The organism is Granulicella sp. L46 (assembly GCF_009765785.1).
Lineage (GTDB): Bacteria > Acidobacteriota > Terriglobia > Terriglobales > Acidobacteriaceae > Granulicella.
The window spans coordinates 566,061-591,226 of sequence record NZ_LMUT01000003.1; the positions used below are offsets into that span (position 1 = coordinate 566,061).

Genomic DNA, 25,166 nt, shown 5'->3' on the forward strand with positions numbered 1-25,166 from the left:
CTCCAACCCCTATCCCCTGCCCCTATGAATCACGTTCTCATCGTCGACGACGAAGCCGACATCCGCGAATCCCTCGAAGCCATCCTCAACGAGGAAGACTACGTCATCACAACGGCAGGTACCGCCGCTGAGGCCCTCGAACTGATTCGCGATGCCGACTACCAGGCCGTCCTCCTCGACATCTGGCTACCCGACGGCGACGGCCTCGACGTCCTCGCCGCCATCCGCGGCGACGCTTCCCATACACCGCGCCCCGGCGCTCCCGAAGTCATCATGATCTCCGGCCACGGCACCATCGAAGCTGCCGTCCGCGCCACCAAGCTCGGCGCGTACGACTTCCTCGAAAAACCTCTCTCCATGGACCGCACCCTGCTCGTCCTTCGCAACGCCATCCAGGCCCATCACCTCCGCGAAGACAACCAGGAGTTCGCGCGCCAGCTCACCAAGGGCTCCATCACCGGCGAATCCATCTCCGTCAAAGCCCTTCGTCAGCAGATCAAACTCATGGCGCCCACCAACGGCCGCGTGCTCATCTACGGAGAATCCGGTGCCGGTAAAGAACTCGTCGCCCGCTCCATGCACGCCGAGTCCCTCCGCCGCGATCGCGTCTTCGTCGAGCTCAACTGCGCCGCAATCCCCGAAGACTTCATCGAGACCGAACTCTTCGGCTATCGGCACGGCGCCGGCCCCGGTGGTCCCAATCAACCCACAGAAAAACGCGGCACCTTCGAGCGCGCCGACGGTGGCACCCTCTTCCTCGACGAAGTAGGCGACATGAGCCTGAAGACTCAAGCGAAAGTCCTCCGCACTTTAGACGAGCAGCGCTTCTACCCAGTCGGCGCCAGCACTCCCGTCCACGTCGACACTCGCGTCATCGCCGCCACTAACAAGGACCTCGAAGAAGAGATCGCCCGCGGCAACTTCCGCGAAGACCTCTTCTATCGCCTCAACGTCATCCCCTTCTTCGTTCCTCCTCTGCGCGACCGCAAGGAAGACATCCCTCTCCTCGCCCGCGAATTCCTCTCCGAGTTCGGCCAGCAGTACGGCCGACCCCACGTAGAGATCTCAGACCCCGCCCTCGCCGCGCTAAAGCAATATCACTGGCCCGGAAACGTCCGCGAGCTCCGCAACGTCATCGAGCGCGTCCTCATCCTGAATCCCAAGGTCCAGCGCATCGAATCCAAGCACCTCCCCATGCTCGTGCAACGAACGGAGGGTGTATCTCAACGCACCGAAGGCAGCGTTCCCACCCGCTCCAGCAACGGCAATCGCGAAGAGTTCTCCACCCTCCTGCAAGCCCGCGAAGCCTACGAACGCGACTACATCCTGAAAGAATTAGACCGCTGCCACGGCAACGTCTCCCGCGCCGCCGAATCCCTCGGCCTGGAGCGCTCCCACCTCTATCGCAAGATGAAAGCCCTGGGCATCAGCACCCACGATTAGTCGTCCAGCAACTCCGCCAACCAAACTGATACGCTAGCCAAACATCAGCACACCGAGGTCCCTTTGCGCCTTCGCACTCTTTCGCCCGCCCTCGTCTTCATAACACTCGTCCTGGCCACCACCGCTAGCGCCCAGACCCCGCTCCCCGAGACCCCGCTTATTGCTATCTACAAAGACCTCCACACCCACCCCGAACTCTCCCACCAAGAAGAGCGCACCTCCGCCATCCTCGCCCAGGCTCTCCGCGAAGCCGGCTACACCGTCACCGATCACATCGGCCTCTACCCCGACGGCTCGCACGCCTTCGGTGTCGTAGCCATCCTCAAGAACGGCCCCGGCCCAACCCTCCTCATCCGCGCCGACATGGACGCCCTCCCCATCGTCGAAGAAACCGGCCTCCCCTATGCCAGCCACGTCACGGTCACCAACGCCGCCGGCCAGAAAGTCGGGGTCATGCATGCCTGCGGTCACGACATCCACACCACCGTCCTCATCGGCACCGCGCGCGCCATGGCCGCCAACAAATCGCAATGGCACGGAACCCTCATGCTCATCGGCCAACCCTCCGAAGAATCTATCGACGGCGCGAAAGCCCTACTCGCCGACCACCTCTACGAACGCTTCGGCCGCCCCGACAAAATCATCGGTCTCCACGACATCAACACCCTCGCCGCAGGCCAGGTAGGCATCCTCGCCGGCCCCGCAATGGCCAGCTCCACCTCCATCGACGTAGTCATCCACGGCATCGGCGGCCACGGCTCCGCACCCCAGCTAGGCCGCGATCCCATCACCCTCGCCGCCCTTTACATCATGCAAATCCAAACCATCGTCAGCCGCGAAGAAGATCCCCAGGACCCCTCCGTCGTCACCGTCGGCGACATCCACGGTGGCACCCGCCGCAACATCATCCCCGACTCCGTCAAGCTCGAGCTCACCACCCGCGCCTTCACCCCGCACGCCCGCCAGGTCATCATCACCGGTCTCCAGCAGATGGCCGCCGGCCTCACCAACTCCGCCGGCCTGCCGCCAGACAAAGCAGTAACCGTAACCGTCCTCGATGACGAATCCGCCCCCGTCCAGATCAATGACCCCACCCTCACCGCCAACGTCCAGGCCACGCTCATCAAGACCCTCGGCGCCCCCAACGTGATTACCGTGCAGAAGATGATGGGCAGCGAAGACGTCGGCGTCCTCTCCCTCAACCAGCAAATCCCGCTCGTCTATCTCCGCCTCGGTGCCATGGATCCCGCCAAACTCGCCGCCGCCGAAGCCCAGGGCAAAACCCTTCCCGGCCTCCACACCAGCCGCTTCGAGCCGCTCCCCGAACCCACCATCGCCACCGGCGTCAAAACCATGACCGCCGTAGCCACATCCCTGCTGCAATAAACACGCCGCAATAGCTAACGCGTTCTTCGGTACCGCACCGTCCCCGAATCATCACCCTCGCCCACGTAGCTCATCCCGCAGCGCTCCATCACCTTAATCGACTCCGGCAGCCGCGGATACGTCTGCGCGCTCACCGACTGCACGCCCTCCACCGTCAGCAGCCAGTCCACCAGCGTTCTCGCCGATGCCGTCGCATACCCTCTCCGCTGAAACCCCGGCAGCGTCGAATACCCAATCTCCACATCCCCCTGCGCCCGCGGAAATCCCCCAATCGCCCCCACCAACGTCCTCGCTTTCCCAAATCCCCCGTCCAGCACCACATACCGATGCCACCCGAAGCTCGCCGGCCATTCGTCATACTGCTTCTGAATAATCCGATACACATGCGGCTCCCAATCCACCGGAGGCCACTCGCTCGTAAGCTTTGCCCGCAGCAGACTCCCCAGCCCCACCGCGTCGCCACTATGTTCCGCCGTCAGCATCTCGGACGTGATCGCCACCAGGCGCAGGCTGCCAACCTTCAACTCCGGTACACGGGCAGTTCGGGGTTGCAAGCCGAGCACGGCTCCCCACTGCAAAAAATCAATCACTCAGCATCCTCCGCCGTTTTCGTTCGGCTTTCAGCAAGCTTCTGATTCCTGTGCTGCGTCTCTGCCAACTGCTCTAACTGCCTGCGCCAATCCAATTCCTCGACAAACCCGCGCGAGCTTCTCCACTCATCCTGCACCTTCACAAACAGCTCCAGGAACACCCGCGTCCCCAGCAGACCTTCAATATCCTTACGAGCCGTCGTGCCAATCTGTTTCAGCATCGCGCCCTGTTTGCCAATCAAAATCGCTTTTTGGCCCTCGCGTTCGCAAAAAATTGCCGCTGTAATTTTCGTCACCGGCAGCCGCCCTGCCTTATCTTTCTTAAGATTCTCCGGCTCCTCCCAACGCTCAATCACCACCGCCGTCGCATAAGGAACCTCTTCGCCAGTCAACAGCAAAATCTTCTCACGAATAATCTCCGCCGCCAGGAATCTTTCCGGCTGATCCGTCAATTGATTCTTCGGGAAATACCTCTGCCCCTCCGGCAGCTGCGCCACCACCTTATCCAACAGCAGCTCCAACCCTTCCTTTTTCTTCGCCGAGATCGGAATCACATCCGCAAACGTATGGAGCGACGTCCAGTGCGCAATCAAGGGCAGCAGCGCACTCTTCGGCAGCGCGTCAATTTTATTCAGCACCAGAATCACCGGACAATCCAGCTTCTTCACCAACTGCAGCGAAAAATCATCCTCCGCCTTCGACAGCAGCCGCCGATGCTGCCCCAGCGTCCGCACCCTGCGCGCCTCCGCAAACTCCTCACTCGTCCGCGGCTTCTCCGCCACCGGCAGTCGATGCGTCACGTCCACCAAAAAAATCACCGCATCCCGCGTCTCCAGCGCATCATGCACCTCCTGCATCATGCGTTTATCCAACTGCGTCTCGGGCTTATGCACTCCCGGCGTATCGACCAGCACAACCTGCGCCTGCGACCTCCCGGGATCCCCCTTCGCCTTCTTCCGCACCGGCAACTCCAGCACCCCTTGGATACGCGTCCGCGTCGTCTGCGGCTTATGCGTGACGATGGCCAGCTTCTGCCCCAGCAACGCATTCAATAGCGTAGATTTCCCTGCATTCGGGCGGCCAATAATCGAGACGAAACCAGTACGTAATGCCATCTCTATATGATGACACCGATTCAAATCTCAACCCTCAGGAATCTGCTCTCGACGTCAGCCCGCTCCCACCCGCGCGCACCCGGGAAACGCGCAAATGGATAGCTGCGGCCCTTCTAATGAGCCATTAAATGGCCAAGTACTGTGCCAACGATCACCTGCGCAAGCACGACGACGAGTATCACCGACCGGATGATCCAATGAAGTCTTCGAGCAGACTTCGACTCGGCAGTTTGGCTGGTCCACAGTACGCCGAAAAGCACCCCACGCTGATGCCACAAGAGTAAGAGCATGCACCCCAGGATGAAGGCGGAATTACACTCTGCGCCCACGCTAATGGAATAGAAGATATTGATCAGCAGAATGTTGGCCATAACAGGTGTCATCATCACGGCCGCGAGCAGGGCCGACTTGCGAAACAGCAACAGCGACGCGCCTATGACCTGGGTCAGTCCGAGAATGTCTTTATAGAGGTGCGAGTAGCTGTAGTAATACCAGGTCAGCCAGTACCCGCTCAGCGAACCAATCGGTTGCTGCGCCATTTCAGCAGGAACCGTGAGCTGATGCCCGCTAAGCTTGGCCATCCCATAGAAGTACAGCAGGCAGGCACAGATATAGCGCAGCCAGTCGAAATATCTGGGATACGGCTTCATGCGGTCACCTTCCTTGAAACTTACGCCGCGTCACCGCCAGCCGGAAATCCCATCAAGCCCACCCGCACCCGCTCCACCCGTCGATCCGTCGAAGCAATCACCTCCAGCCGCAGCGGCCCATCCTCCACCACCTCGCCCGGCAGCGGGATATGTCCCGCCATCTCGCTCACCAACCCTCCCACCGTCGACGCCTCGTACTTCCGCAGCAACTCCGCCAGGCTCTCTTCCTCATCCCCCCCATCGATCTCATCCTCCCCAAAACTCTCCCCCACATCCGCGCCCTCACCCGACTCCTCCAGCAACTCCCGCAGCCGATCCACCTCAAAGTTTCCCTGCACCACCCAAGTCCCCTCAGGCTCTGCAACCGGAGCGTCCCCATCCGCGTCCGTATCGTGCTCGTCCTCAATCTCTCCCACGATCGCCTCGATCAAATCCTCAATCGTCACCAGCCCCGCAACCCCCCCATACTCATCAATCACGATGCCCATATGCTGCTTCTGCCGCTGCATCTCCCGCAGCAGCTCATTCACCTTCTTGGTCTCCGGAATAAACAAAGCCGGCCGCTGCAACTGCGCGACCGTCCGCGTCGCAGCGTCCGTATCCTTTACCGCCAACAGATCTCGTGCAAACGCAATCCCCGTAATGTGATCCAGCGATTCTCCATACACCGGAACCCGCGAGAAATTATGCGCATTCACCTCCGCCGTGAATTTCTCCAGCGAAGTTTTTCCCGCCACCGCGAACATCTCTGGTCGTGGAGTCATCACGTCGCGCACCACCTTGTCACCGAACTCCACAACGCTCCGCACCAGCTCGCGGTCCTCCTCGTCCAGGACGCCTTCTTCTTCTCCCGCCTCCAGCAGCGCATCCATCGCCTCCCCCGGATGCTCAAGCTGCTGCGTCTCCGGCTCTGCTAATCCCGCGATGGACAGCAGTAGCCCAATCGTCAACGTGAGCGGAAGCACCAGATAAAACAGCACCCGAACTAGAAACGAGATCCGCGCAATCCACTCGCCCCTCGTCTTCGTAAAAAATATCTGCGGCAGCAGCCGATCGAATACCAGCATTGCTAACAGCAATTCAAATACGGTCCGCCCAATCTCAACCGGACTCTCTCCCACCTTCCCCTGCAGATGAATCGCCAGCAGGAAGATCAGCGCCCCCAGCGCAATCTGCCGCAACACCGAAGCAGCCATCGCGGACGACTGCCGGCTCAACCGCAACTTCGGCTCAACATGCGTCTCCCAAGCGTCGATATTCTCCGTGTACTCGCGCGAAAGAAACTTCCCCATCTCAAAATAAATCCGGTCAACATAAGCCGCCAACGCCAGCAGGCAAAGCAGCAGAGACACCGTTACGTCATAACCCGTAATCATGCCCGTACCCCGCTCCACCGCTGTACTCCGCGCCCTTCGCGTTTAAACTTCGCGCCCTTTGCGTCAAGAGTCGTTGCCTTTGCTCCAGCCTTGGCTCTAGTCTTTGCGCCCGCTTTTGCCCTTGCTGTTGCCGTTGCCCGTCTTTCGCCGTCATCCCGAGCGGAGCGAGGGACCCCCGCATTGGCCTTTGCTGTTGCCCGTCCTTCCACCCGCGCAATCAACCCACTCGACAGCCGCAGCCTCGCCCGCAACTCCCCCTCGCGCTCCGCCATCTCCCCACGATCAGCCTCGTGATCCATCCCCGAAAGATGCAGCAACCCATGCAACAGCAGCACCCTCACTTCATCCCTCAACGTATGCCCGTGCTCCTCAGCCTGCCGCTTCGCCGTATCCAACGAAATCGCCAAATCCCCACCATGCGAACCCGCAAGCTCTTCCGCCGCAGGAAAGCTCAGCACATCCGTAGCCTTGTCCTTCCCCCGATACTCTCGATTCAACCGCCGCAGCGTCCGATCTCCAGCTAGCAGCACGTCCACCTCGCCCTCAAGCCCCACCACCGCCTGCGCCACACTCAGAAAACGACTAAGCCCCGACCGCGACAATCCCCACGCACGCCAAACCTCGGCATCCGGAACCTGCCCAAGCTTCCCAGCATTCCCACTCAGCGTTCGCGGAGGTTCCATGGTCATCATGCTTGCTCTGATGCTACCGCAACCAAGCCCCATAGCAAGCGATACCCATCACAATCCAACGCGATTTCAACCTCTTAGAAACAAGTCGTTTACGACTTGCCCCCGCGTACCTTCCCGAAATGCAGCGCCAGCTGAATCGAGATCGCCAGCGCCCCCGCACCCAGCGCCACCCACCCGGCAGCACCCCACGGCCAGAAATAATGCAACAGCACGAACCCCACCACCAGGTTCCCAAATCCCCACAACACATTACTCAGCGCCGACGACTCGCCCACTCCCGGCGGCTTCGCAAACGGCGACTGGAACGGTGCCCCGCTAACTCCATGCACGAAGTGCGGGACACCATTCGCCAGAAACATTCCACTCAAAAATTCAAGCAAGTAAAAATACCAAGGCATTCAGAACTCCAGCACACTACTGCGGATGCAGCATCCGTTTCCGCGTCTCATCTTCCTGGATCGTCAGCGGAACGCCATCCACAGCCAGCGGCAGCTGCTCTGCCCGCTGATAGGTGTCATACGCCCGCACAATCCTCTGAACCAGTAGGTGCCTGACAACGTCTACATCTTCGAAATGGCAGAACTTGATGCCCTCCACGCCATCCAGCACGCGCATAGCCTCAAACAATCCACTCTTCTTCGGATTCGGCAGATCAATCTGCGTCAGATCGCCGGTAATCACCGCCTTCGACGCATTCCCCAACCGCGTCAAAAACATCTTCATTTGTTCATTGGTAGTGTTCTGCGCCTCGTCCATGATGATGAACGCGTCATTGAGCGTGCGCCCGCGCATAAACGCCAGCGGCGCAACCTCAATCACGTTCGTCTCCAGCATCTTGTCGACCTTCACCGGATCCAGCAAGTCATACAGCGCGTCATACAGCGGCCTCAGGTAAGGATCAACCTTCTCCTGCAGTGACCCCGGCAGGAATCCCAGCCGCTCTCCCGCCTCAACCGCCGGCCGCACCAAAATAATCCGCGACACCTTCTTCGCCAGCAACGCACTCACGGCCATCGCCACCGCCAGGTACGTCTTGCCCGTACCCGCCGGCCCAATCCCAAAGACCATGTCGTTGGTCTCAATCGACTCCACATACTTCCGCTGGTTCGGCGACCGTGGCTGCACCGAGCGCTTCGTCCCAACCGCCCGCTGCTTGCCACTCTCCACCAACCCGCGCAGCGTAACCGCCGGATCGGACACCACCATCTTCAACAGCGCGTTCAACTCGCCGTTGTGTGGATGTACCCCAAGTTTTCGCAGATGTTCAAAATCGGAGAAGATTCCCTCCCCCCGGGCCACCGCCGCAGCCTCGCCCATCAACTGGATACTGTCCGACCGCAAGTCGATCTGGACCGCCAGCCCATCTTCCATCAAACGAAGGTTCTCGTCGCGAGTGCCATACAACGGCTCGATTCCAGGAGTGAGATGCAGGGATTTTTTTACCAAGTAGAAGCCTGACCTCCGTCAGGAGAGTGCAAGAAGAGGTTTGACGCCACCTCTCTATTTTTAGATGCAGGGGGAATTACAGCGACTCTATACCGCCGGCTGCAGCACCGGTTCGATACAGCGGCCATGCGATCCATCGCACGCTGTACATTCACCGGATTGGCCCTAACCAGATTGAAGTTTGCCAATAGAGTATCGATGTTGAGCCAGAGCCTAACCGCCTCCGTCCTCACGCGTCAAGCCACACTGTGTAAATTCCCGACCAATCGCGAACCAAGCTCGTACCCCTCAAACACCAACCCTCTACTAAGATGGTTCCGTGAAGATTCCACTTCTGGTACTCGCAGTTTCAACGATCGCGGCGATTCTTGGATTTTGGCTGATCGGATTTCCGGGCACCTGTGGCTTCACTGGCCTGTATGGCGACGCTCTATCCAAGACTTCCATCGGCTTCTGGGTCGCTCTCCTGCTCGTGGTCCTGCCCATCCTGGGAATCGTCGTTGGCTTCTTTTGGGCTATGGCAAATAAGCTGAAGGCCTTTCCGACCGCTCGATAGGGCCCGCCTTCATTGACCCGTCCCCCTCAAATCCCGTAAAATCAAGGCTGCAGAGGACCGCTGCACTGCGCTTCAGGTTCAGCACCAGCCTCCTCCAGCATCCCCCTTTCCCAACCGGAAAAGAAAAGAGTCTCGCACCATGGCAAATCACGTATCTTCGCTCAAGCGCGCCCGTCAGACCATCACCAAGACGGCCATCAACCGTGCCAACAAGTCCAAGCTCCGCGGCGCCCTCCGCCTCATGCGCGAGGCCCTCACCGCCGGCGACAAGAAGACCCTCGTCGAGACCTACCGCTCCACCGTCTCCGTCCTCGACAAGAGCGTCCAGAAGGGCGTTCTGCACAAGAACACCGCCAGCCGCTACAAGGGCCGTCTCAACGCCCGCGTCAAGGCAATCGTCACGAAGGCCAAAGCCGCCTAAGACCTTCCCTGCTTCCCCAAAAGGCCAGCCTCGCGCTGGCCTTTTGCTTTTCCCCTTTTGCATACACAGGCAATCCCACCCGAAACTCTCCGGGAACCTGCGTCCTCACCTCCGCGTACAGTACTCTGTCAGGGACATTCTCGGCCCACGCACAGCTACGCCCAAACTCCTCCACCAACCGCCCATCAGCCTCACCCCAACCCGAACCGGAGTCCTCTAAATGATTGACCGCCTCCCGCGCCGTGCATCCTCTCTGCACCGCACCCTCGCCGCCCTCCCACTCTGCGCCCTGCTCCTTGCCACTCCGCTCGCAGCCTTCGCGCAAGCACCCGCCGCTCCGCCCCAGACCCACTACCTCCCCGCGCCCGCATTCGACACCGCCTCCATCAACAAAGCCGTCGACCCCTGCACCGACTTCTACAAGTACGCCTGCGGCAACTTCGCGGCCGCCAATCCCATCCCCTCCGACCAGTCCGGCGTCGACCAGTTCTACACCCTCTACAACGTCAATACCCAGGAGCTCAACGGCATCCTCACCAAGTACGCCGCTCCCGACGCCTCCCGCACTCCCAACCAGCAGAAGATCGGCGACTTCTACGCCGCCTGCATGAACACCTCGCTTATCAACCAGAAGGGCCTCACTCCCGTACAGCCCCTCCTCGATCAAATCAACGCCGTCTCGAAAGATGACCTCACCTCTCTCGCCGGTGAACTCCAGCGCTACAACGTCAACGTCTTCTTCGGCTTCGGCGAAGAGCAGGACTTCAAAGACTCCAGCAAGCAGGTCGCTGTCATCGATCAGGGCGGTCTCGGCCTTCCCGAGCGCGACTACTACACCCGCACCGGCGACAAGGACAAGCAGCTCCGCGCAAAATATGTAACCCACATCGCCAAGATGCTCACTCTGGCCGGCGAGTCCGCCGCCGACGCCCAGCGTGATGCCACCAACATCCTCGCCTTCGAAACCAAGCTCGCCGAAGCCTCCATGACCAACACCGAGCGCCGCGACCCCGAAGCCGTCTATCATCCCCAATCCCTCGAGACCTTCGAGCAAAGTATCGGGAATATTGACTTCACACCATTCTTCGAAGCCGCTCACGCCCCTAAAATCGATTCGCTCATCAACGCAAACCCCAAATTCTTCCCCGCGATGGTAGATGCCGTACGCGCAACAGACATCGACACTCTTCGCGCCTACATTCGCTTCCAAACCCTTACCGCCTTCGCCGGTCAGCTGCCCCAACCCTTTGACGCCGAAAACTTCGACTTCTACGGCCGTGAGCTCGAGGGCGTGCCTGCCCAGCGCCCGCGCTGGAAGCGTTGCTCCTCCGCCGTTGACGGCGCCCTCGGCGAAGCTCTCGGAGCCGTCTATGTCGACCAATACTTCGCCGGCGACAGCAAGGCCAAAACCCTCCAGATGGTCCACGACATCGAAGCCGCCATGGACAAGGACATCGACACCCTCGACTGGATGAGCCCCGCCACCCGCGTCCGCGCCAAGGAGAAACTCCACGCCGTCGCCGACAAGATCGGCTACCCCGACAAGTGGCGCGACTACAGCAAGCTCACCATCAGCCCGGACGATGCCCTCGGCAACGACCAACGCGCTATCGCCTTTGAGAACGATCGCCAGCTCAACAAAATCGGCAAGCCCGTCGACCACAACGAATGGGGCATGACACCTCCCACCGTCAACGCCTACTACAACCCCAGCATGAACGACATCAACTTCCCCGCCGGCATTCTCCAGCCCGCCTTCTACGACCCCAAGGCCGATCTCGCCGTCAACTACGGTCACATCGGCGCCGTCATCGGCCACGAGCTCACCCACGGCTTCGACGACGAAGGCAAGAAGTTCGACGGCAAAGGTAATCTGGCCGACTGGTGGACCGCCGAAGACACCACCAAGTTCGAAGCCAAGACCGGCTGTGTCGTCAACGAGTACGGCAACTTTGTAGCCGTCGCCGGCGCCACCCCCAAGGATGACGTCCACGTCAACGGCAAGCTCACCCTCGGCGAGAACACCGCCGACAACGGTGGCCTCGTCCTCGCCTACCTCGCCTACCTCGATCGCGCCAGCAAAGACGGACTCGATATTCACAAGAAGCTCGACGGCTACACCGGCCCGCAGCGCTTCTACATCGCCTTCGCTCAGAACTATTGCGAGAACTCCCGCCCCGAAGCCATCCGCGAGCAGGTCCTCACCGACCCCCACTCGCCCGACCACTTCCGCGCCAACGGAGCCATCGTCAACCAGCCCGGCTTTGCCACCGCCTTCGGTTGCAAAAAAGGCACCCCCATGGTCCCAGCCGACAGCTGCCGCGTCTGGTAATCCCCAACTCAACCGCAACAACCCAACGCCCCGGATCCTAACAAGCTCCGGGGCGTTCCTGTTGCGGTTGCTGTTGCGGTTGCTTGTTTTACGCCGTCATCCTAGAGCGCAGCGAAGGATCCCTGTATTGGCTTTTGCTCTTGCTCTTGCATTTGCCTTTGCAGTAGTCGTTGCTCGTTTCTCACCGTCATCCTGAGCGGAGCGAAGGACCCCCGTATTGGCTTTTGCCTTTGCTTGGCCTTCCTTTCTGTCATTCCCTCCGGAAATCTGCTTCTGCCTTTGCCTTCCCCCGCAAAATAAAAACCCACAAAACAGCCCAAATTTCACGTGTCAACCCCCCAACCACCCCCAAACATCACAAAACCCGCATCAACACCGGCGATTTCCATTTCCAGAACTTGGCATAGTTCCCTACGCAACTTGATACACTTTAACTAGACCCAAATCCAAAGCCGCACCCACAGCTTCACATTTGCCCCCTAACTCCAATAGAAAGAAAATGATACCCGTAACCCTTTTAGAATGAGCCGTTTGAAAGCAGCTTTCGCCTACTAACTAGCACATTCCAAACGACTTCACTAACGAAAAGTGAAAGCAGGGGGAGGGGGGTACCGTCATGCAGACACTCGGAAAACACCGCACCCTCGGCTTCCTCGCCGCGTTCCTCGCCAGCAGCTTCTGGGGTTGCGGGTTCTACTTCGGAAAGATCGCCCTCGCCGAGATGAGCGTTGGCGCAATGGTCTTCTACCGCTTCGCCTTCGCCCTCCTCGGCCTTGCACCTCTGCTCCTCACACACCGCCCAAACTTCAATGCTGCCGAATGGCGCATGCTCATCTTCGCCTCCTTCATGGGAGTTCCCCTGCAGTTCATCCTGCAGTTCAAAGGCCTCTCCCTCACCACCGTCTCGCACGCCGCGCTCATGGTCGGCACGATGCCCGTGATCCTTGCCGTCGGCGCAACCATCTTCGCCAAGGAACGCCTCAGCAAGCTAGGCTGGTCTGCTCTCGCCCTCTCCACCACCGGCGCAGCCCTCATCGCGCTCGGCGGTACGCATCATCACACCGACGGAGGCCCAACCCTTGCCGGCGATCTCCTCGTCGTCTTCTCCCTCTTCATCGCGCTCTTCTGGATCCTCTTCAACCAGCGCCTCATGAAGCGTCACAGCCACATCGTGGTCACCGCCTACGGCATCGCCATCGGCACCGCCATGCTCGCCGTCTACGTCCCCATCGTGTACGGCGCACCACCCATCCACGGAGTTTCACTCAAAGCGTGGCTCGCCCTCGCCGCCAGCGGCCTGCTCTGCACCGCCACCACCACGCTGCTCTGGAACTGGGGAATGACCCAGGTCCCCGCATCGCAAGCAGGAGTCCTGCTCAACATGGAACCCCTCATCGGCTCACTCCTAGGCGTCTTTCTCCTCAGCGAACACCTCGGCCCCGTCGCCTGGCTAGGCGGAGCCATGATCCTCATCGCCGCCATCGCCCTCACTACCCGCTCCAACACCTCACCCCAGGACCCAGCAATGGTCTAACTAGACCGGCGTAATAATCCCGCCCACCGGCAACGAGGTAGGCAGCGAACCCGGCCGCCGCAGATGCATCGCCTCCGCGATCACGTCCACATACTTCAACCCCGCGCCGGTATTGAACAGCACCACCCGTTCCCCACGTTTGATCTCGCCGGAAGCCAGCAGCGTGTCATACGCCGCGGTAGCCGCCGCGCCCTCTGGAGAAAGAAAGATCCCCTCCTCCTTCGCCCAATCCAGAATCGACGCCAGGATCGCCGCATCGTCGGACGCCACCACCTTTCCACCCGACTCCCGCACAATCTCCAGAATAATGTTGTCCCCATAAGGCTTCGGCACCCGCAACCCCGATGCAAACGTGGCCGCACCATCGAAGAACTCACTCACCGCCTTGCCCTCGTCAAACGCCCGCTCCACCGGCGCGCATCCTGCAGCCTGCAGCGCATACATCCGCGGCCGCTTGCCCGTCACCCACCCCAACTGCTCCATCTCCTCAAACGCCTTCCACATCCCAATCAGCCCAACGCCGCCGCCCGTCGGATAAAACACCGCATCCGGATACTCCCACCCCAACTGCTCCACCAGCTCATACCCCATCGTCTTCTTGCCCTCCACGCGAAACGGCTCCTTCAGCGTCGACATATCAAACCAAGCATCATCCGCCGCAACGCCTGCCTCCTTCTGTCGCTTGATCTCCTCGCCCACCATCCGCGCGCAATCCGAAATGAGCCCATCCACCATCCGCACATCCGCGCCATACACGACGCCCTCAAGGTAATTCGCGAACGGCACATCCTTCGGCATAAAGATATGCGCCTTCATCTGCGCCGCGGCAGCATACGCCGCCAGAGCCCCAGCGGCATTGCCAGCCGAAGGCGTCGCCAAATGCCGCAAGCCATACTGCTTCGCCATCGACACCGCCATCGACATTCCCCGTGCCTTGAACGTCCCCGTAGGATTCGCCCCCTCTTCCTTCACAAACAACCCCTCATACCGACGACTGCGCAGCATCGGGGTCCAACCCTCGCCCAGCGACACCGGCTCAACCTCCGGCAATACGTCCGCATAGCGCCACATCCCTAGGCTCTTGCTCGACGCGGCAGCCAACTCCGCCGGATGCTCCCGCCTCGCCGTCATCTTCAGCGACTCCATGTCGTACCGCACATACAGTACCCCTCCATCCAACGGGCAAAGCGTCTGCGGTGTATCAGCGGAAATCCTATGGTGGCAACGCGAGCATTCAAGAGCAGCAATCTTCGGCATACCCTCAATCCTATCCAATTCGCCTTGTAACCCGCCTGTCACCCGACTTCGACTACCCTAGAAGCACATGCCCCCTCGCCTCATCGCCATTGACCTCGACGGAACGCTCCTCAACTCCTCCGGCCAAGTCAGCCCCCGAAACCTCGCCGCCCTCCGCCTCGCCGAGTCATCCGGCATCGAAATCGTGATCTCCACCGGCCGCCGCCACAGCTTCGCCATGCGCGTCCTCCGCGACCTGAACCTTCAGCACTCATCCGCTGTCGTCAGCTCCAACGGCACGGTCATCCGCACCATTGGCTCCGAACTCATTCATCGCACACACTTGCCGCTCTCCACCGCGCGCTGGCTCTGCGCGCACCTCAATGACTACCGCAGCACCCTCGTCCTCACCTTCGATCTCACCGGCCCCGACGGCGAAGACTCCCGCGGTGCCCTCATCGTCGAACATCTCGACGATCTCCACACCAGCATCGGCCGCTGGATGCGCGCCAACGAGCCCTACATCCAGCATGTCCAACACATCGAGGACGCTCTCAAGTCCGGCGCCAATCCACCCATCCAGATGATGCTCTGCGGCCCCATCGATCGCATGCGCGAGGCAGAAGCCCTGCTCGACCAGCACCCCTTCGTAACCGCCGTCGGTGAGCAGGAAGACACTCAGGCCGAGGTAGCACTCCACCGCACCACCTACCCTGAAACCGATCTCACCCTCTTGGATATTCTTCCCGCGGGCTGCTCCAAGGCCTCTGCCCTCGGACACCTCTCCAACCTCCGTGGCCTCACCCCAACCGACATCCTCGCTATCGGCGACAACTGGAACGACGTCGCCATGCTCCGCCTAGCCGGCCAGGCCACCCTCATGTCCAATGCCCCCGACGACCTCAAGGCTCTCGCCTCCACGAGCGGATGGACCATCGTCCCCTCAAATGACGAGGATGGTGTCGCCGTTGCCATCGAATCCGTACTAAGCCAGGTTCCGGTCTAGCTCCAATTCATCGGTAGCCTCAACCCGAAAACTCGCTCAGCCAGTCCAGACCGGGGAGGGCTTGGTCTGCTGCTCTTCCCGCGCCCGCAACATCTTGCGACTCATGCACGCGGCACATCGCCACGGATACAGCCCAAGACGGCTATACAGCAGCCGTTCAAAGCTTGACTGCTTCGACCGAAACATCCGGCCCTTCTGGCAGCTCTGACAACGCATAACTGTTCGCTCCTGAAAGTCAATTGGAAAAAACCAGCACGAACAACATCGGCAGTTCAGGTGAAAACTTCTAGGGAGTCTCGATCTCTTTGCTACCCGGATCAACGCGATGATAGTCTCATAAACAGTGCAGATTCACCGTCTAACACGTATCTATCTAGGTTCCGCCCTTCTCCTCGCACCTTTCCTGTGCAAAAGTGCGGACGCATTTCAGCGCGTCACGCTGCGCAATGGCTTCTCCTACGATTGCGCCCGCTATGAGCCCATCGACGACTCCCACATCCGCCTCTTCCTTACCACCCAGGCCTCGGACTTCATCGATCTTTCCCGCCAATCCATCGCCACCATAGAAACCCTCCCCGACCCTCCTCAACCACCGTCCGCACCCGTGGCCTCTGCCGCAATCGCAGCCCCCAACGTTCCCGAACTCATCACCGCAGCCGGCGCCCAGCACCACATTGACGCCGACCTCCTCGCCAGCGTCATCCGCGCCGAGAGTGGCGGCCGCGCCAACGCCGTCTCCCGCACCGGGGCCCGTGGCCTCATGCAGCTCATGCCCGGCACCGCCCATCAGCTCGGCGTCAGCGACGCCTTCCGTCCCGACCAAAACATCGCCGGCGGCACCACCTACCTCGATCAGCTCCTCGATCGCTACGACCCCCACAACGACACGCACGGTCTGGCCCTCGCGCTCGCGGCCTACAACGCAGGCCCCGCCGCCGTCGACCGCTATCATGGCGTGCCCCCCTTCAGCGAAACCCGCGCCTACGTCGTTCGCGTCATGAATGAGTTCAAGCGCCGCAAGCTCGCCCTCGAACATGGAGCGACAGAGCATGCCCACCCCCAACTTTCCTCTCCCACCGCCTCCCTTGCCGTAGCGTCCCTCGGCTCTCGCTGATGCCGAACCCAGACCTCTCTCCTGGTGTCTCCAGCGTCCCTGCCCAGCCTTCCGCGAAAAAGGGTATCTTCTCCTCCCGCACCATGATTCCCGTCGTGCTGGTTCTCCTCGTCCTGATCATTTGGCTTGCCCGCGGCCACGCCTCCTTTGATTGGAAATCGCTAGGCCATCAGCTTCGTTCCGTCTCTCCAGTCCTCATTCTCATCGCCTTTGCCTCCACCTATCTCGGCTACGTGCTGCGCGCCTGGCGTTGGTCCGTGCTGCTCAAACCGCTGCATAAGACCACCACGTTCGAGATGGTTCCCTCTCAGTTCATCGGCTTCACCATCGTCGCCCTGTTTGGCCGCTTCGCCGACCTCGGCCGCCCCTACCTCATCGCACGTCGCCTCAAGACCCCGGTCGCCACGCAGCTCGCTGTTTACTCCATCGAGCGCGCCTTCGACCTCGCCTCCGCAGCCATCATCTTCTCCGTCACCCTCGCCTTCGCTCCAAAGAACATGCCGCACCACGAAGCCTTCGCTCGCGCCGGCGCCGTCTCCCTCGCGGCGACGCTCTTCCTCGCCGTCTTCGCCATCTCTCTCCGCCTCGCCGGCAACCACATCGCGAGCAGCGCCGCGAGCCTGCTTCGCCTCATGTCAGACTCCTTTGCGCAATCCGCCTCTGCCCGCATTCTCGAGTTCAGCCAGGGCCTTCGTATCATCTCCACCTTCGGAGAATTCTTCTCCGCGCTCGCCATTTCCCTCGGCATGTGGCTGCTCATCGCCTTCATGTACCTCGAAGCCGTCCACGCCTTCCGCGCCACACCATCCCTAGCCAACCTCAGCTTCGCCGGCACCATGTTGCTGCTCGCCACCGGCCTAGGCGGCTCACTGATCCAGCTTCCAATCCTCGGCTGGTTCACCCAGATCGCGGTCCTCGCCGCCGCCCTGCATGGCTTCTTCAACGTCCCCCTCGAGACCGCCACGGCCTGCGGCGTCGTCCTCCTGTTCGTCGCGAACCTCGCCATCATTCCCGGCGGCTTTATCGCCGCCCACTTCGAAGGCATCTCCCTCCGCGAAGCCGCAACAGCCCCCGCACCATAGCCGCACTCAACGCCCGCCGTCCGCGCAGGACCGCCCTGCGCGTAGCAGTAAAATGAGAGCTTATGAAATGTCCGTACTGCGGCTTCACTGAAGACAAGGTCATCGATAGCCGCGAGAGCAAAGAAGCCGACTCCATCCGTCGCCGCCGCGAGTGCGAACGCTGCAACAAGCGCTTCACCACCTACGAGCGCCTCGACGAGATCCCCTATATGGTCGTCAAGAAAGACGGCCGCCGCGAAAACTTCGACCGCCAAAAGGTCCTCGCCGGCCTGCTCCACTCCTGCCAGAAACGCAAAGTCTCCGTCACCCAGATGCAGGAGATCGTCGACGCCGTGGAAGCCTTCGTCATCGACAGCCCTGAGCGCGAGCGCTCCACCGCATCAATCGGCGAACTCATCATGCACCGCCTCAAAGACATCGACACTGTCGCCTACATCCGCTTCGCCAGCGTCTATCGCGACTTCAAAGACGTCAACGAATTCAAGATCGAACTTGAAGGCCTGCTCAGCGGCAAAGACTCCCGCAACAAACGCCCCAATCCCCGTTAAATCCACCTCAGCATCCAAAGGAGCATGGTGATGCCTCGAATCCCCGCTGTCCTCCTGTGCGCGCTCATCCTCACCGGCTGCAAGGAGCCACCCACTCCCGCCACCTCCGCGCCCGCCGCCACGCACATAACCGTGCACGCCGCGCCACCCGTCAACCGCGCCACCGCTGGCACCATCTCCGGCGTCGTCCGCTTCGATGGTCAACCCCCTGCGCGCATCCCCATCGACATGTCAGCCGACCCAGCCTGCAAGCTCCCCGACCTGCCCTATCTCACCGAGCAGACCATCGTCACCGACCAGCAGCTGGCAAACGTCTACGTTTACATCAAGTCTGGAGCGCCTGGTTACACCGCCCTCCCGAACGCTCCGCCTGTCCGTCTCAATCAGAAGGGCTGCCGCTATTCCCCGCACGTCATCGCCGTTCAGCAAGGCGGCTCCGTCACCTTCATCAACTCTGACTCGACCGTGCACAACATCCACACCATGCCCGACCAGCCGGGCACCGTCTCCATCGACATCTCCCAGCCCGCCAACAGCGCTCCCCGCACCCGGGCCTTCCCCACACCTGAAGTGATGGTCCCCGTCCGCTGCAACAACCATCCCTGGATGAGCGCGTTCATCAACGTCGCCCCCAATCCATGGTTCGCTGTCACCGGCACCGATGGCAAATTTACTATTACCGACGTCCCGCCCGGCACCTACACCCTGGCTGCGGTCCACGAAAAACTAGGCGAGCAGGACGTCCAGATCACCGTCCCTCCAAAATCGGCTGCCCAGGCGAGCTTCACTTTCTCCGCCAAATAGCATCCAACCGGGAGTATCGTTTCACTACGCAACCAGCAACTCAACTCAAGCAGCGTAAAGCGCACGCCAGGAGCCAGCACGCATGAACGTCCATCTTGACCTTGCCACCCACACCATCCCTCTCTGGTTTCTCGTTCTCTCTCTCTTCCTTCCGCGCATCTGCATCGTGGTCGCGTGGTTCCAGCACAGCATGACGCAGTACATCCCGGCCGTCGTCGGCATCATCCCCGTCATCGTCGCTCTGCTCATCCCACGCCTCTTGATCCTCTTCTGGATCTACAGCGATCAAGGTATCGGCCTCTGGTTCCTCATCCACGTCATCGGTCTGCTCGCAGCCTGGGGTGGTGGCGGTTCCCGCGTCTACTCCCGCCGCCGCGTCACCTACGTCGACTAGGCCATTCCCACCCAAAGCAGCGCAGCGGAATCTCCCTGCGCTGCTTTTCATTCACACCCGAAATACGTGACCTTTTCATAGCCTCTGAATGCTCACGCCTGCGATATCCTAGACAGATATGGAACGGCGAAACGTAGGCATTCTCGGCGCAACCGGCATGGTCGGTCAGCGGTTCATCCAGCTTCTGGAAAACCATCCCTGGTTCAACATCACCTGGCTCGCCGCCAGCGATCGCAGCGCCGGCAAGACTTACGCCGAAGCCTGCGCCTGGCGCCTCGACACGCCGCTCCCCAAACGCATCGCAGGCATGGTCCTGCAGCCAAACATCCCCGAGCTCTCCACCAGCGAAATCCCGCGCGTTATCTTCTCCTCCGTCGACGCTCCCATCGCCCGCGAGCTCGAGCCTCTCTTCGCCGCCGCCGGTTGCGCCGTCATCTCCAACTCGTCCGCCTTCCGCATGGCCCCCGACGTCCCCCTCGTAGTCCCCGAGGTCAACGCCGACCACCTCGCCTTCATCGAACAACAACCCACCCGCAAGCGATCAGGCGGCTACATCGTCACCAATCCCAACTGCTGTGCGATTGGCTTAGTTCTCCCCCTCGCTCCTCTCGAAGCCCGCTTCGGCATCGACAAACTTTTCGTCTCCACCCTGCAAGCCGTCTCCGGCGCCGGCTATCCCGGCGTAGCCTCACTCGACATCCTCGGCAACGTCATCCCCTACATCAAGAATGAAGAAGAGAAGCTCCAGGAAGAAGTAGCCAAGCTGCTCGGCACGGCTTCCACCTCTGGCTTCGAGCCCGCGCCCCTCACTCTCTCCGCACACTGCAACCGTGTCGCCGTAGTCGACGGTCACACCGAGTGCGTCAGCATCAAGCTCCGCAAGCCCGCAACCCACGAGCAGATCCTCCAGGCCTGGGCCGAATTCCAGCCCCTCCACGGCCAGGGTCTCGACGGCCTGCACCTCCCCTCAGCGCCGCTCTACCCAGTCGAGTACGCGCCCGAAGACACCCGCCCCCAGCCTCGCCTCGACCTCATGCGCGGCAACGGCATGGCCACCACCGTCGGCCGCCTCCGCCCCTGCTCCCTCTTCGACTGGAAGTTCACCCTGCTCTCCCACAACACCATTCGCGGAGCCGCCGGCGCCGCCCTCCTCAACGCCGAAATCCTCGCCGTCATGGGCAAGTTCGACTTCCGCGCGTACCCACCGATCTCGTCTGGTGAAAAATCAGCGACGCTGGTGCCTGCATGAGCACACCGCGCAGCAACATCGTCGTCATGAAGTTCGGCGGAACTTCCGTCGAGGACGCCACCGCCATTCTTCGCACCGCCGCCATCGTCGCCTCGCGCCTGCGTAGGAACCTCAACCCAATCGTCGTTGTCTCCGCGATGTCCAGGGTCACCGATACCCTGCTCGCTGCCGCAGCAGCCGCCGGCCGCAACGATCGCGAAGAGGCCCTCAAGATCTCCGACGCCCTGCGGACCCGCCATCTCAACACCGCCGCCGAGCTCGTCTCCAACCCTCCCAACTCCCATCCCGACGAACACGGCGACCGCCTCACCAGTCTCCAGCTCAACATCCACCACGACTTCGACACCCTCGACGACCTTCTCCGCGGCATCTCCGCCGTAGGCGAACTCACGCCGCGCACCTCGGACAACGTAGTGAGCTTCGGCGAGCGCCTCTCGTCCGTCCTCGTCACCGCAGCCTTCGCCCAGCAATCCATCCCCAGCACCCACGTCGACGCCCGCACCGTCATCCTCACCGACAACCACTACGGCAAGGCAGCTCCCAACGAGCCCGCCATCGAAGCCGCGCTCACCGAGCAAGTCCTCCCCCTCATCGACCTCGGTCGCGTCCCCGTCATGGGCGGCTTTATCGGCTCCTGCAACGGCATCACCACCACCCTCGGCCGCGGCGGCTCCGACTACACCGCCGCCATCGTCGGCGGCGCTCTCCACGCCGGCGCCATCGAAATCTGGACCGACGTCAACGGCATCATGACCACCGACCCGCGTATTGTCCCCGAAGCCCTGCGCGTCAAAACCATCTCCTTCGAAGAAGCCGCCGAGTTAGCCTACTTCGGCGCGAAAGTTCTTCACCCCGCGACCATCCTCCCCGCAGTGCAAAAGAACATCCCCGTCTTCGTTCTCAACTCCCGCAACGCCGACAATGAAGGCACCAAAATCACCGCCACGCCTCCACCCTGCGCCAGCCCCTTCAAGTCCATCGCGGCGAAAAAGAAACTCACCATCATCGACATCGTCGCCAGCCGCATGCTCCTCGCGCACGGCTTCCTCGCCGCCGTCTTCGCCATCTTCGACAAGCACGGCTGCGCCATCGACATGGTCTCCACCTCCGAGATCTCCGTCTCCGTTACCGTCGACTCCAAGGAAGCCCTGCCTGCCATCTGCGCCGACCTCGGCCAGATCGCCGACGTCAAATACGAAGGCAACAAAGCTCTCATCTGCCTGGTCGGCGAAGACATTCGCGGCCAGTCCGGCATCTCCGGCCAGGTCTTCTCCTCCATCGCCCACGTCAACGTGCGCATGATCTCGCAGGGCGCCAGCGAAATCAACATGAGCTTCATGGTCAACGAAGAAGACGTAGACGAAGCCCTCCGCTCCCTCCACAAAAAATTCTTCGCCAACCCCGACCCCACCATCTTCGACATCGAAGCTCGCGTCGCGGCAATGGACAACGTTTAGAATTTTTCATTCGTGGACGCCCTTATGTTGCCGTCATCCTGAGCGAAGCGCGCAGCGCGTAGTCGAAGGATCCTTGTATTCTGCTCGCACCGCCGATACTCTTCGAGGGGTACCCCAGCGATGGCGCCAGTTCACGTCAACATCAAATCCCGCTCAACACTACTATTCATCGCATCCGCCTCGCTCTTGCTCGCCAACCTCCACGCTTTCGTCGCCCTCTCTCACAGACTCACATCCGTCGCAAGTCTGCTCGGCATCCTTCTCACCGGTTCCGTTGTTTGGAACCTCTATCAGCTTCACGACCAACTCTCCCCAGAGCCCCAAGACAAGCCCTCAACGTCATGGATTGATGCACTCTTCGCTGTAGCGGGTACAGCTCTCCTGCTGGTAAACCGATTCATTCATCTCAGGCCTTCATGGCATGGCGTTTTTAGCATTGCTGGATGGCTGCTAATTATCGCCTGCTGGTCATTCCCAACCTCACGCGCACAATCGTTCGCCGTCTCTGGCGTCTGCCTTATCGCGATCACCGACATTCGCTGGAGGACATTCGCCGCTTTCCGTGATGTGCCAACCTACGTAACGATTGTCCTCGGCGTGCTCTGGCTGACGGTATCCGCACTCACCTACCTCTACCTTTCCCGCCGAGCTGCATCTCCTTCGCCGCGGGTCTAAACTAGTCCCATGCGCATCCTAATTCTCGGTGCCGGCAAGACCGGCAGACTCGTAGCAGAAGTAGCCTCCGAGCGCAGCCACACCGTTCGCGTTCTCGCCTCGAGCGAAAACGCCAACGCTTCCGCCCTCACCCCCGCCTTCCTCAAAGACTTCGACGTCGCCATCGACTTCACCACCCCCACTGCCGTCGTCGCCAACATGCGCGCCTGCCTTCCCAACGGCATTCGCATGGTCATCGGCACCACCGGCTGGTACGGCCAGCTACCCGAACTCCGCGCCCTCGCCGCCCAACACAAAACCGCGCTCCTTTATGGCACCAACTACTCCATCGGCATGCAGATGATGCTCAAGCTAGCCAAAGAGATGACCACCACCCTCAAGGACGCAGGCTACGCCTTCACCATCTCCGAAACCCATCACGTCAGCAAACTCGACGCACCCAGCGGCACCGCCCTCACCCTCCGCGACGCCGTCCTCGCCACACTCGACCTCAAAGACGCCAGCCCCAACAATGAAATTGTCATCACGGCCAACCGCACGGGCGATGTAGAAGGCATCCACTCCCTCATTGCCACCGGCACCTGCGACCGCCTCATCCTCACCCACGAATCCAAATCTCGCCGCCCGTTCGCCGAAGGTGCCGTCCGCGCCGCCGAATGGCTCACCACCCACACCGGCGTCTACGATTTCCACGAAGTCTTCACCGAGCTCTAGACCCACCCGTCAACACCAGACCCCGCCCTGCAAAGTTGCATACATCGCCGCTGCCGCCTACCCTTGCATCATGAGTTCTGCAACCGCCCTCGCGCACGCCCCCTTCGCTCTCCTTCCCTTCGAACATAAGCTTGACCGCCTCGCCGAAGTCGCCGTCCGTATCGGCGCCGGCCTCCAGCCCGATCAGGAGCTCGTCATCACGGCTCCCATCGAAGCCGTTCCGCTCGTCCGCCGCATCACTGAACAAGCCTACAAAGCCGGAGCCAAACTAGTCACCACCTTCTACGCCGACGATGCCGCCAGCCTCGCCCGCTACCAGCACGCGCCCGACGGCAGCTTCGACTACGCGCCCACTTGGTACTACGACGCCCTCGCCGCCGCCTACAAATCCAACGCCGCCCGCATGGGCATCACCGGCGCCAATCCTGCGCTGCTGGCTGGCCAGGATCCCGCCAAAGTTTCGCGCGCGAACACCGCCATGTCGGTGGCCTACAAGCCCGCCATGGAACTCATCACCCGCTTCGCAATCAACTGGACCATAGTAGCCGCCGCCACCCCCGCCTGGGCCGCGCTCGTCTTTCCCAACGATTCCCCCGAGCTCGCCCTCTCCAATCTCTGGGAAGCCATCTTCTTCACCTCCCGCATCACCGGCGAAGATCCCATCGCCGATTGGAAACAGCACAACGCCAACCTCACCCTGCGCGTCGACTACCTCAACCACAAGCGCTACCACTCCATCCGCTTCTTCACCCCCGACAATGCCACCGACCTGACCGTCGGTCTAGCCGATCAACACCTTTGGGCCGGCGGCGGTTCCACGGCCAGCAACGGCTTCTACTGCAACGCCAACATCCCCACCGAGGAGTGCTTCACCACACCCCACAAGGCGCGCGTCAACGGCCACGTAGCCGCCTCCAAACCCCTCTCGCACCAGGGCACGCTGATCGAAAACATCCGCTGCACCTTCAAGGACGGCAAGATCGTCAAAGCGACCGCCACCGCCGGCGAAGCTGCCATCAACAAACTCATTTCCACAGACGAAGGCGCACGCCAGCTTGGCGAAGTTGCTCTCGTCCCCCACAACTCGCCCATCGCGCAGTCCGGCATCCTCTTCTGGAACACCCTCTTCGACGAGAACGCCGCCAGCCACATCGCGCTTGGCCAGGCCTACTCCACCTGCCTCATCGGCGGCGACAAGATGTCCAAGGAAGAGCTCTCCGCTCTCGGCGCCAACGACAGCCTCATCCACGTCGACTGGATGATCGGCGGCCCCACCATGAACGTCGACGGCATCTCCGCCGATGGCACCGCCGAACCCCTCATGCGCGACGGCGACTGGGTTTAGC

The 25,166-nt window shown here is 61.1% G+C and carries 25 protein-coding genes; 17 read left to right on the forward strand and 8 right to left on the reverse strand.

The features are described 5' to 3' along the window. Positions 1–24: 24 nt before the first annotated feature. Both GSQ80_RS03285 and GSQ80_RS03290 read left to right on the forward strand, forming a co-directional pair. Positions 25–1,443 (forward strand): sigma-54 dependent transcriptional regulator, encoded by a 1,419-nt coding sequence (locus GSQ80_RS03285; protein ID WP_158786061.1) that lies wholly within the window; start codon positions 25–27, stop codon positions 1,441–1,443. 63 nt (positions 1,444–1,506) lie between these two features. After that, positions 1,507–2,829, forward strand: coding sequence for a M20 family metallopeptidase (locus tag GSQ80_RS03290; RefSeq protein ID WP_158786062.1), 1,323 nt, complete (start codon positions 1,507–1,509; stop codon positions 2,827–2,829). 14 nt (positions 2,830–2,843) lie between these two features. On the opposite strand, the gene GSQ80_RS03295 is transcribed toward GSQ80_RS03290, so the two are convergent. The 7 genes from GSQ80_RS03295 to GSQ80_RS03325 all read right to left on the reverse strand — a co-directional run bounded on the left by GSQ80_RS03295 (position 2,844) and on the right by GSQ80_RS03325 (position 8,698). After that, entirely contained in the window at positions 2,844–3,419 is a 576-nt protein-coding gene (locus tag GSQ80_RS03295) for a GNAT family N-acetyltransferase (RefSeq protein ID WP_158786063.1), read from the reverse strand. Further along, on the reverse strand, positions 3,416–4,534 hold the full coding sequence (era, locus tag GSQ80_RS03300) for a GTPase Era (protein ID WP_158786064.1): 1,119 nt from the start codon (positions 4,532–4,534) through the stop codon (positions 3,416–3,418). The genes GSQ80_RS03295 and era overlap by 4 nt, the downstream gene beginning before the upstream one ends. 113 nt (positions 4,535–4,647) lie before the next feature. Next, positions 4,648–5,184 carry a hypothetical protein gene (locus GSQ80_RS03305; RefSeq protein WP_158786065.1) on the reverse strand — a complete coding sequence of 179 codons (537 nt, stop codon included), beginning with the start codon at positions 5,182–5,184 and terminating at the stop codon, positions 4,648–4,650. Positions 5,185–5,204: 20 nt separating this feature from the next. Beyond that, positions 5,205–6,560, reverse strand: a complete 1,356-nt coding sequence (locus GSQ80_RS03310) for a hemolysin family protein (RefSeq protein ID WP_158786066.1) — start codon at positions 6,558–6,560, stop codon at positions 5,205–5,207. Then, on the reverse strand, positions 6,557–7,252 hold the full coding sequence (gene ybeY, locus GSQ80_RS03315; protein ID WP_158786067.1) for an rRNA maturation RNase YbeY: 696 nt from the start codon (positions 7,250–7,252) through the stop codon (positions 6,557–6,559). Before ybeY ends, GSQ80_RS03310 begins: the two co-directional genes overlap by 4 nt. An 89-nt stretch (positions 7,253–7,341) precedes the next feature. Then, positions 7,342–7,650, reverse strand: a complete 309-nt coding sequence (locus GSQ80_RS03320) for a hypothetical protein (protein ID WP_158786068.1) — start codon at positions 7,648–7,650, stop codon at positions 7,342–7,344. A gap of 16 nt (positions 7,651–7,666) precedes the next feature. Then, on the reverse strand, positions 7,667–8,698 hold the full coding sequence (locus tag GSQ80_RS03325) for a PhoH family protein (protein ID WP_158786069.1): 1,032 nt from the start codon (positions 8,696–8,698) through the stop codon (positions 7,667–7,669). Between the two features lie 319 nt (positions 8,699–9,017). On the opposite strand from GSQ80_RS03325, the gene GSQ80_RS03330 reads away from it, so the two are divergent. The 4 genes from GSQ80_RS03330 (at position 9,018) to GSQ80_RS03345 (ending at position 13,541) form a co-directional block, all read left to right on the forward strand. Beyond that, positions 9,018–9,254: a hypothetical protein gene (locus GSQ80_RS03330; RefSeq protein WP_158786070.1), complete on the forward strand. Its 237-nt coding sequence runs from the start codon at positions 9,018–9,020 to the stop codon at positions 9,252–9,254. Positions 9,255–9,393: 139 nt separating this feature from the next. Further along, the gene (rpsT, locus tag GSQ80_RS03335) at positions 9,394–9,675 is read left to right on the forward strand and encodes a 30S ribosomal protein S20 (RefSeq protein WP_158786071.1); all 282 of its coding nucleotides are present in this window, start codon (positions 9,394–9,396) and stop codon (positions 9,673–9,675) included. Between the two features lie 220 nt (positions 9,676–9,895). After that, complete coding sequence (locus GSQ80_RS03340) at positions 9,896–12,007, forward strand: M13 family metallopeptidase (protein WP_158786072.1); 2,112 nt, start codon at positions 9,896–9,898, stop codon at positions 12,005–12,007. A gap of 616 nt (positions 12,008–12,623) precedes the next feature. Then, the gene (locus GSQ80_RS03345) at positions 12,624–13,541 is read left to right on the forward strand and encodes a DMT family transporter (protein ID WP_158786073.1); all 918 of its coding nucleotides are present in this window, start codon (positions 12,624–12,626) and stop codon (positions 13,539–13,541) included. On the opposite strand, the gene GSQ80_RS03350 is transcribed toward GSQ80_RS03345, so the two are convergent. After that, positions 13,542–14,798, reverse strand: coding sequence for a threonine synthase (locus tag GSQ80_RS03350; protein ID WP_158786074.1), 1,257 nt, complete (start codon positions 14,796–14,798; stop codon positions 13,542–13,544). A 67-nt stretch (positions 14,799–14,865) separates the two neighbouring features. On the opposite strand from GSQ80_RS03350, the gene GSQ80_RS03355 reads away from it, so the two are divergent. The 11 genes from GSQ80_RS03355 (at position 14,866) to GSQ80_RS03405 (ending at position 25,165) form a co-directional block, all read left to right on the forward strand. Then, positions 14,866–15,783, forward strand: coding sequence for an HAD-IIB family hydrolase (locus tag GSQ80_RS03355; protein WP_158786075.1), 918 nt, complete (start codon positions 14,866–14,868; stop codon positions 15,781–15,783). A gap of 343 nt (positions 15,784–16,126) precedes the next feature. Next, positions 16,127–16,897 carry a lytic transglycosylase domain-containing protein gene (locus tag GSQ80_RS03360; protein ID WP_254059407.1) on the forward strand — a complete coding sequence of 257 codons (771 nt, stop codon included), beginning with the start codon at positions 16,127–16,129 and terminating at the stop codon, positions 16,895–16,897. After that, positions 16,897–17,979: a lysylphosphatidylglycerol synthase transmembrane domain-containing protein gene (locus GSQ80_RS03365; RefSeq protein WP_254059408.1), complete on the forward strand. Its 1,083-nt coding sequence runs from the start codon at positions 16,897–16,899 to the stop codon at positions 17,977–17,979. The genes GSQ80_RS03360 and GSQ80_RS03365 overlap by 1 nt, the downstream gene beginning before the upstream one ends. Before the next feature lie 62 nt (positions 17,980–18,041). Beyond that, on the forward strand, positions 18,042–18,527 hold the full coding sequence (nrdR, locus tag GSQ80_RS03370) for a transcriptional regulator NrdR (RefSeq protein ID WP_158786076.1): 486 nt from the start codon (positions 18,042–18,044) through the stop codon (positions 18,525–18,527). A 30-nt stretch (positions 18,528–18,557) separates the two neighbouring features. Continuing rightward, on the forward strand, positions 18,558–19,331 hold the full coding sequence (locus tag GSQ80_RS03375) for a carboxypeptidase regulatory-like domain-containing protein (protein WP_254059409.1): 774 nt from the start codon (positions 18,558–18,560) through the stop codon (positions 19,329–19,331). Between the two features lie 82 nt (positions 19,332–19,413). Then, positions 19,414–19,725 carry a hypothetical protein gene (locus GSQ80_RS03380; RefSeq protein ID WP_158786078.1) on the forward strand — a complete coding sequence of 104 codons (312 nt, stop codon included), beginning with the start codon at positions 19,414–19,416 and terminating at the stop codon, positions 19,723–19,725. Positions 19,726–19,843: 118 nt separating this feature from the next. Then, positions 19,844–20,974 (forward strand): aspartate-semialdehyde dehydrogenase, encoded by a 1,131-nt coding sequence (gene asd, locus GSQ80_RS03385; RefSeq protein WP_158786079.1) that lies wholly within the window; start codon positions 19,844–19,846, stop codon positions 20,972–20,974. Then, positions 20,971–22,431 carry a lysine-sensitive aspartokinase 3 gene (lysC, locus tag GSQ80_RS03390; protein ID WP_158786080.1) on the forward strand — a complete coding sequence of 487 codons (1,461 nt, stop codon included), beginning with the start codon at positions 20,971–20,973 and terminating at the stop codon, positions 22,429–22,431. Before asd ends, lysC begins: the two co-directional genes overlap by 4 nt. 120 nt (positions 22,432–22,551) lie before the next feature. After that, entirely contained in the window at positions 22,552–23,106 is a 555-nt protein-coding gene (locus GSQ80_RS03395) for a hypothetical protein (RefSeq protein ID WP_158786081.1), read from the forward strand. A gap of 9 nt (positions 23,107–23,115) precedes the next feature. After that, positions 23,116–23,820 (forward strand): 4-hydroxy-tetrahydrodipicolinate reductase, encoded by a 705-nt coding sequence (dapB, locus tag GSQ80_RS03400; protein ID WP_158786082.1) that lies wholly within the window; start codon positions 23,116–23,118, stop codon positions 23,818–23,820. 70 nt (positions 23,821–23,890) lie between these two features. Next, positions 23,891–25,165 carry an aminopeptidase gene (locus GSQ80_RS03405; RefSeq protein ID WP_158786083.1) on the forward strand — a complete coding sequence of 425 codons (1,275 nt, stop codon included), beginning with the start codon at positions 23,891–23,893 and terminating at the stop codon, positions 25,163–25,165. The last annotated feature ends 1 nt before the right edge of the window (position 25,166 follow it).

What these genes read in the sequence shown, in the direction of transcription:
- GSQ80_RS03285 (WP_158786061.1), top strand. Translation starts at nt 25, where the DNA reads ATGAATCACGTTCTCATCGTCGACGACGAAGCCGACATCCGCGAATCC.
- era (WP_158786064.1), bottom strand. Translation starts at nt 4,534, where the DNA reads ATGGCATTACGTACTGGTTTCGTCTCGATTATTGGCCGCCCGAATGCA.
- GSQ80_RS03305 (WP_158786065.1), bottom strand. Translation starts at nt 5,184, where the DNA reads ATGAAGCCGTATCCCAGATATTTCGACTGGCTGCGCTATATCTGTGCC.
- GSQ80_RS03310 (WP_158786066.1), bottom strand. Translation starts at nt 6,560, where the DNA reads ATGATTACGGGTTATGACGTAACGGTGTCTCTGCTGCTTTGCCTGCTG.
- ybeY (WP_158786067.1), bottom strand. Translation starts at nt 7,252, where the DNA reads ATGATGACCATGGAACCTCCGCGAACGCTGAGTGGGAATGCTGGGAAG.
- GSQ80_RS03320 (WP_158786068.1), bottom strand. Translation starts at nt 7,650, where the DNA reads ATGCCTTGGTATTTTTACTTGCTTGAATTTTTGAGTGGAATGTTTCTG.
- rpsT (WP_158786071.1), top strand. Translation starts at nt 9,394, where the DNA reads ATGGCAAATCACGTATCTTCGCTCAAGCGCGCCCGTCAGACCATCACC.
- GSQ80_RS03340 (WP_158786072.1), top strand. Translation starts at nt 9,896, where the DNA reads ATGATTGACCGCCTCCCGCGCCGTGCATCCTCTCTGCACCGCACCCTC.
- GSQ80_RS03345 (WP_158786073.1), top strand. Translation starts at nt 12,624, where the DNA reads ATGCAGACACTCGGAAAACACCGCACCCTCGGCTTCCTCGCCGCGTTC.
- GSQ80_RS03350 (WP_158786074.1), bottom strand. Translation starts at nt 14,798, where the DNA reads ATGCCGAAGATTGCTGCTCTTGAATGCTCGCGTTGCCACCATAGGATT.
- GSQ80_RS03355 (WP_158786075.1), top strand. Translation starts at nt 14,866, where the DNA reads ATGCCCCCTCGCCTCATCGCCATTGACCTCGACGGAACGCTCCTCAAC.
- GSQ80_RS03365 (WP_254059408.1), top strand. Translation starts at nt 16,897, where the DNA reads ATGCCGAACCCAGACCTCTCTCCTGGTGTCTCCAGCGTCCCTGCCCAG.
- nrdR (WP_158786076.1), top strand. Translation starts at nt 18,042, where the DNA reads ATGAAATGTCCGTACTGCGGCTTCACTGAAGACAAGGTCATCGATAGC.
- GSQ80_RS03375 (WP_254059409.1), top strand. Translation starts at nt 18,558, where the DNA reads ATGCCTCGAATCCCCGCTGTCCTCCTGTGCGCGCTCATCCTCACCGGC.
- GSQ80_RS03380 (WP_158786078.1), top strand. Translation starts at nt 19,414, where the DNA reads ATGAACGTCCATCTTGACCTTGCCACCCACACCATCCCTCTCTGGTTT.
- asd (WP_158786079.1), top strand. Translation starts at nt 19,844, where the DNA reads ATGGAACGGCGAAACGTAGGCATTCTCGGCGCAACCGGCATGGTCGGT.
- lysC (WP_158786080.1), top strand. Translation starts at nt 20,971, where the DNA reads ATGAGCACACCGCGCAGCAACATCGTCGTCATGAAGTTCGGCGGAACT.
- GSQ80_RS03395 (WP_158786081.1), top strand. Translation starts at nt 22,552, where the DNA reads ATGGCGCCAGTTCACGTCAACATCAAATCCCGCTCAACACTACTATTC.
- dapB (WP_158786082.1), top strand. Translation starts at nt 23,116, where the DNA reads ATGCGCATCCTAATTCTCGGTGCCGGCAAGACCGGCAGACTCGTAGCA.
- GSQ80_RS03405 (WP_158786083.1), top strand. Translation starts at nt 23,891, where the DNA reads ATGAGTTCTGCAACCGCCCTCGCGCACGCCCCCTTCGCTCTCCTTCCC.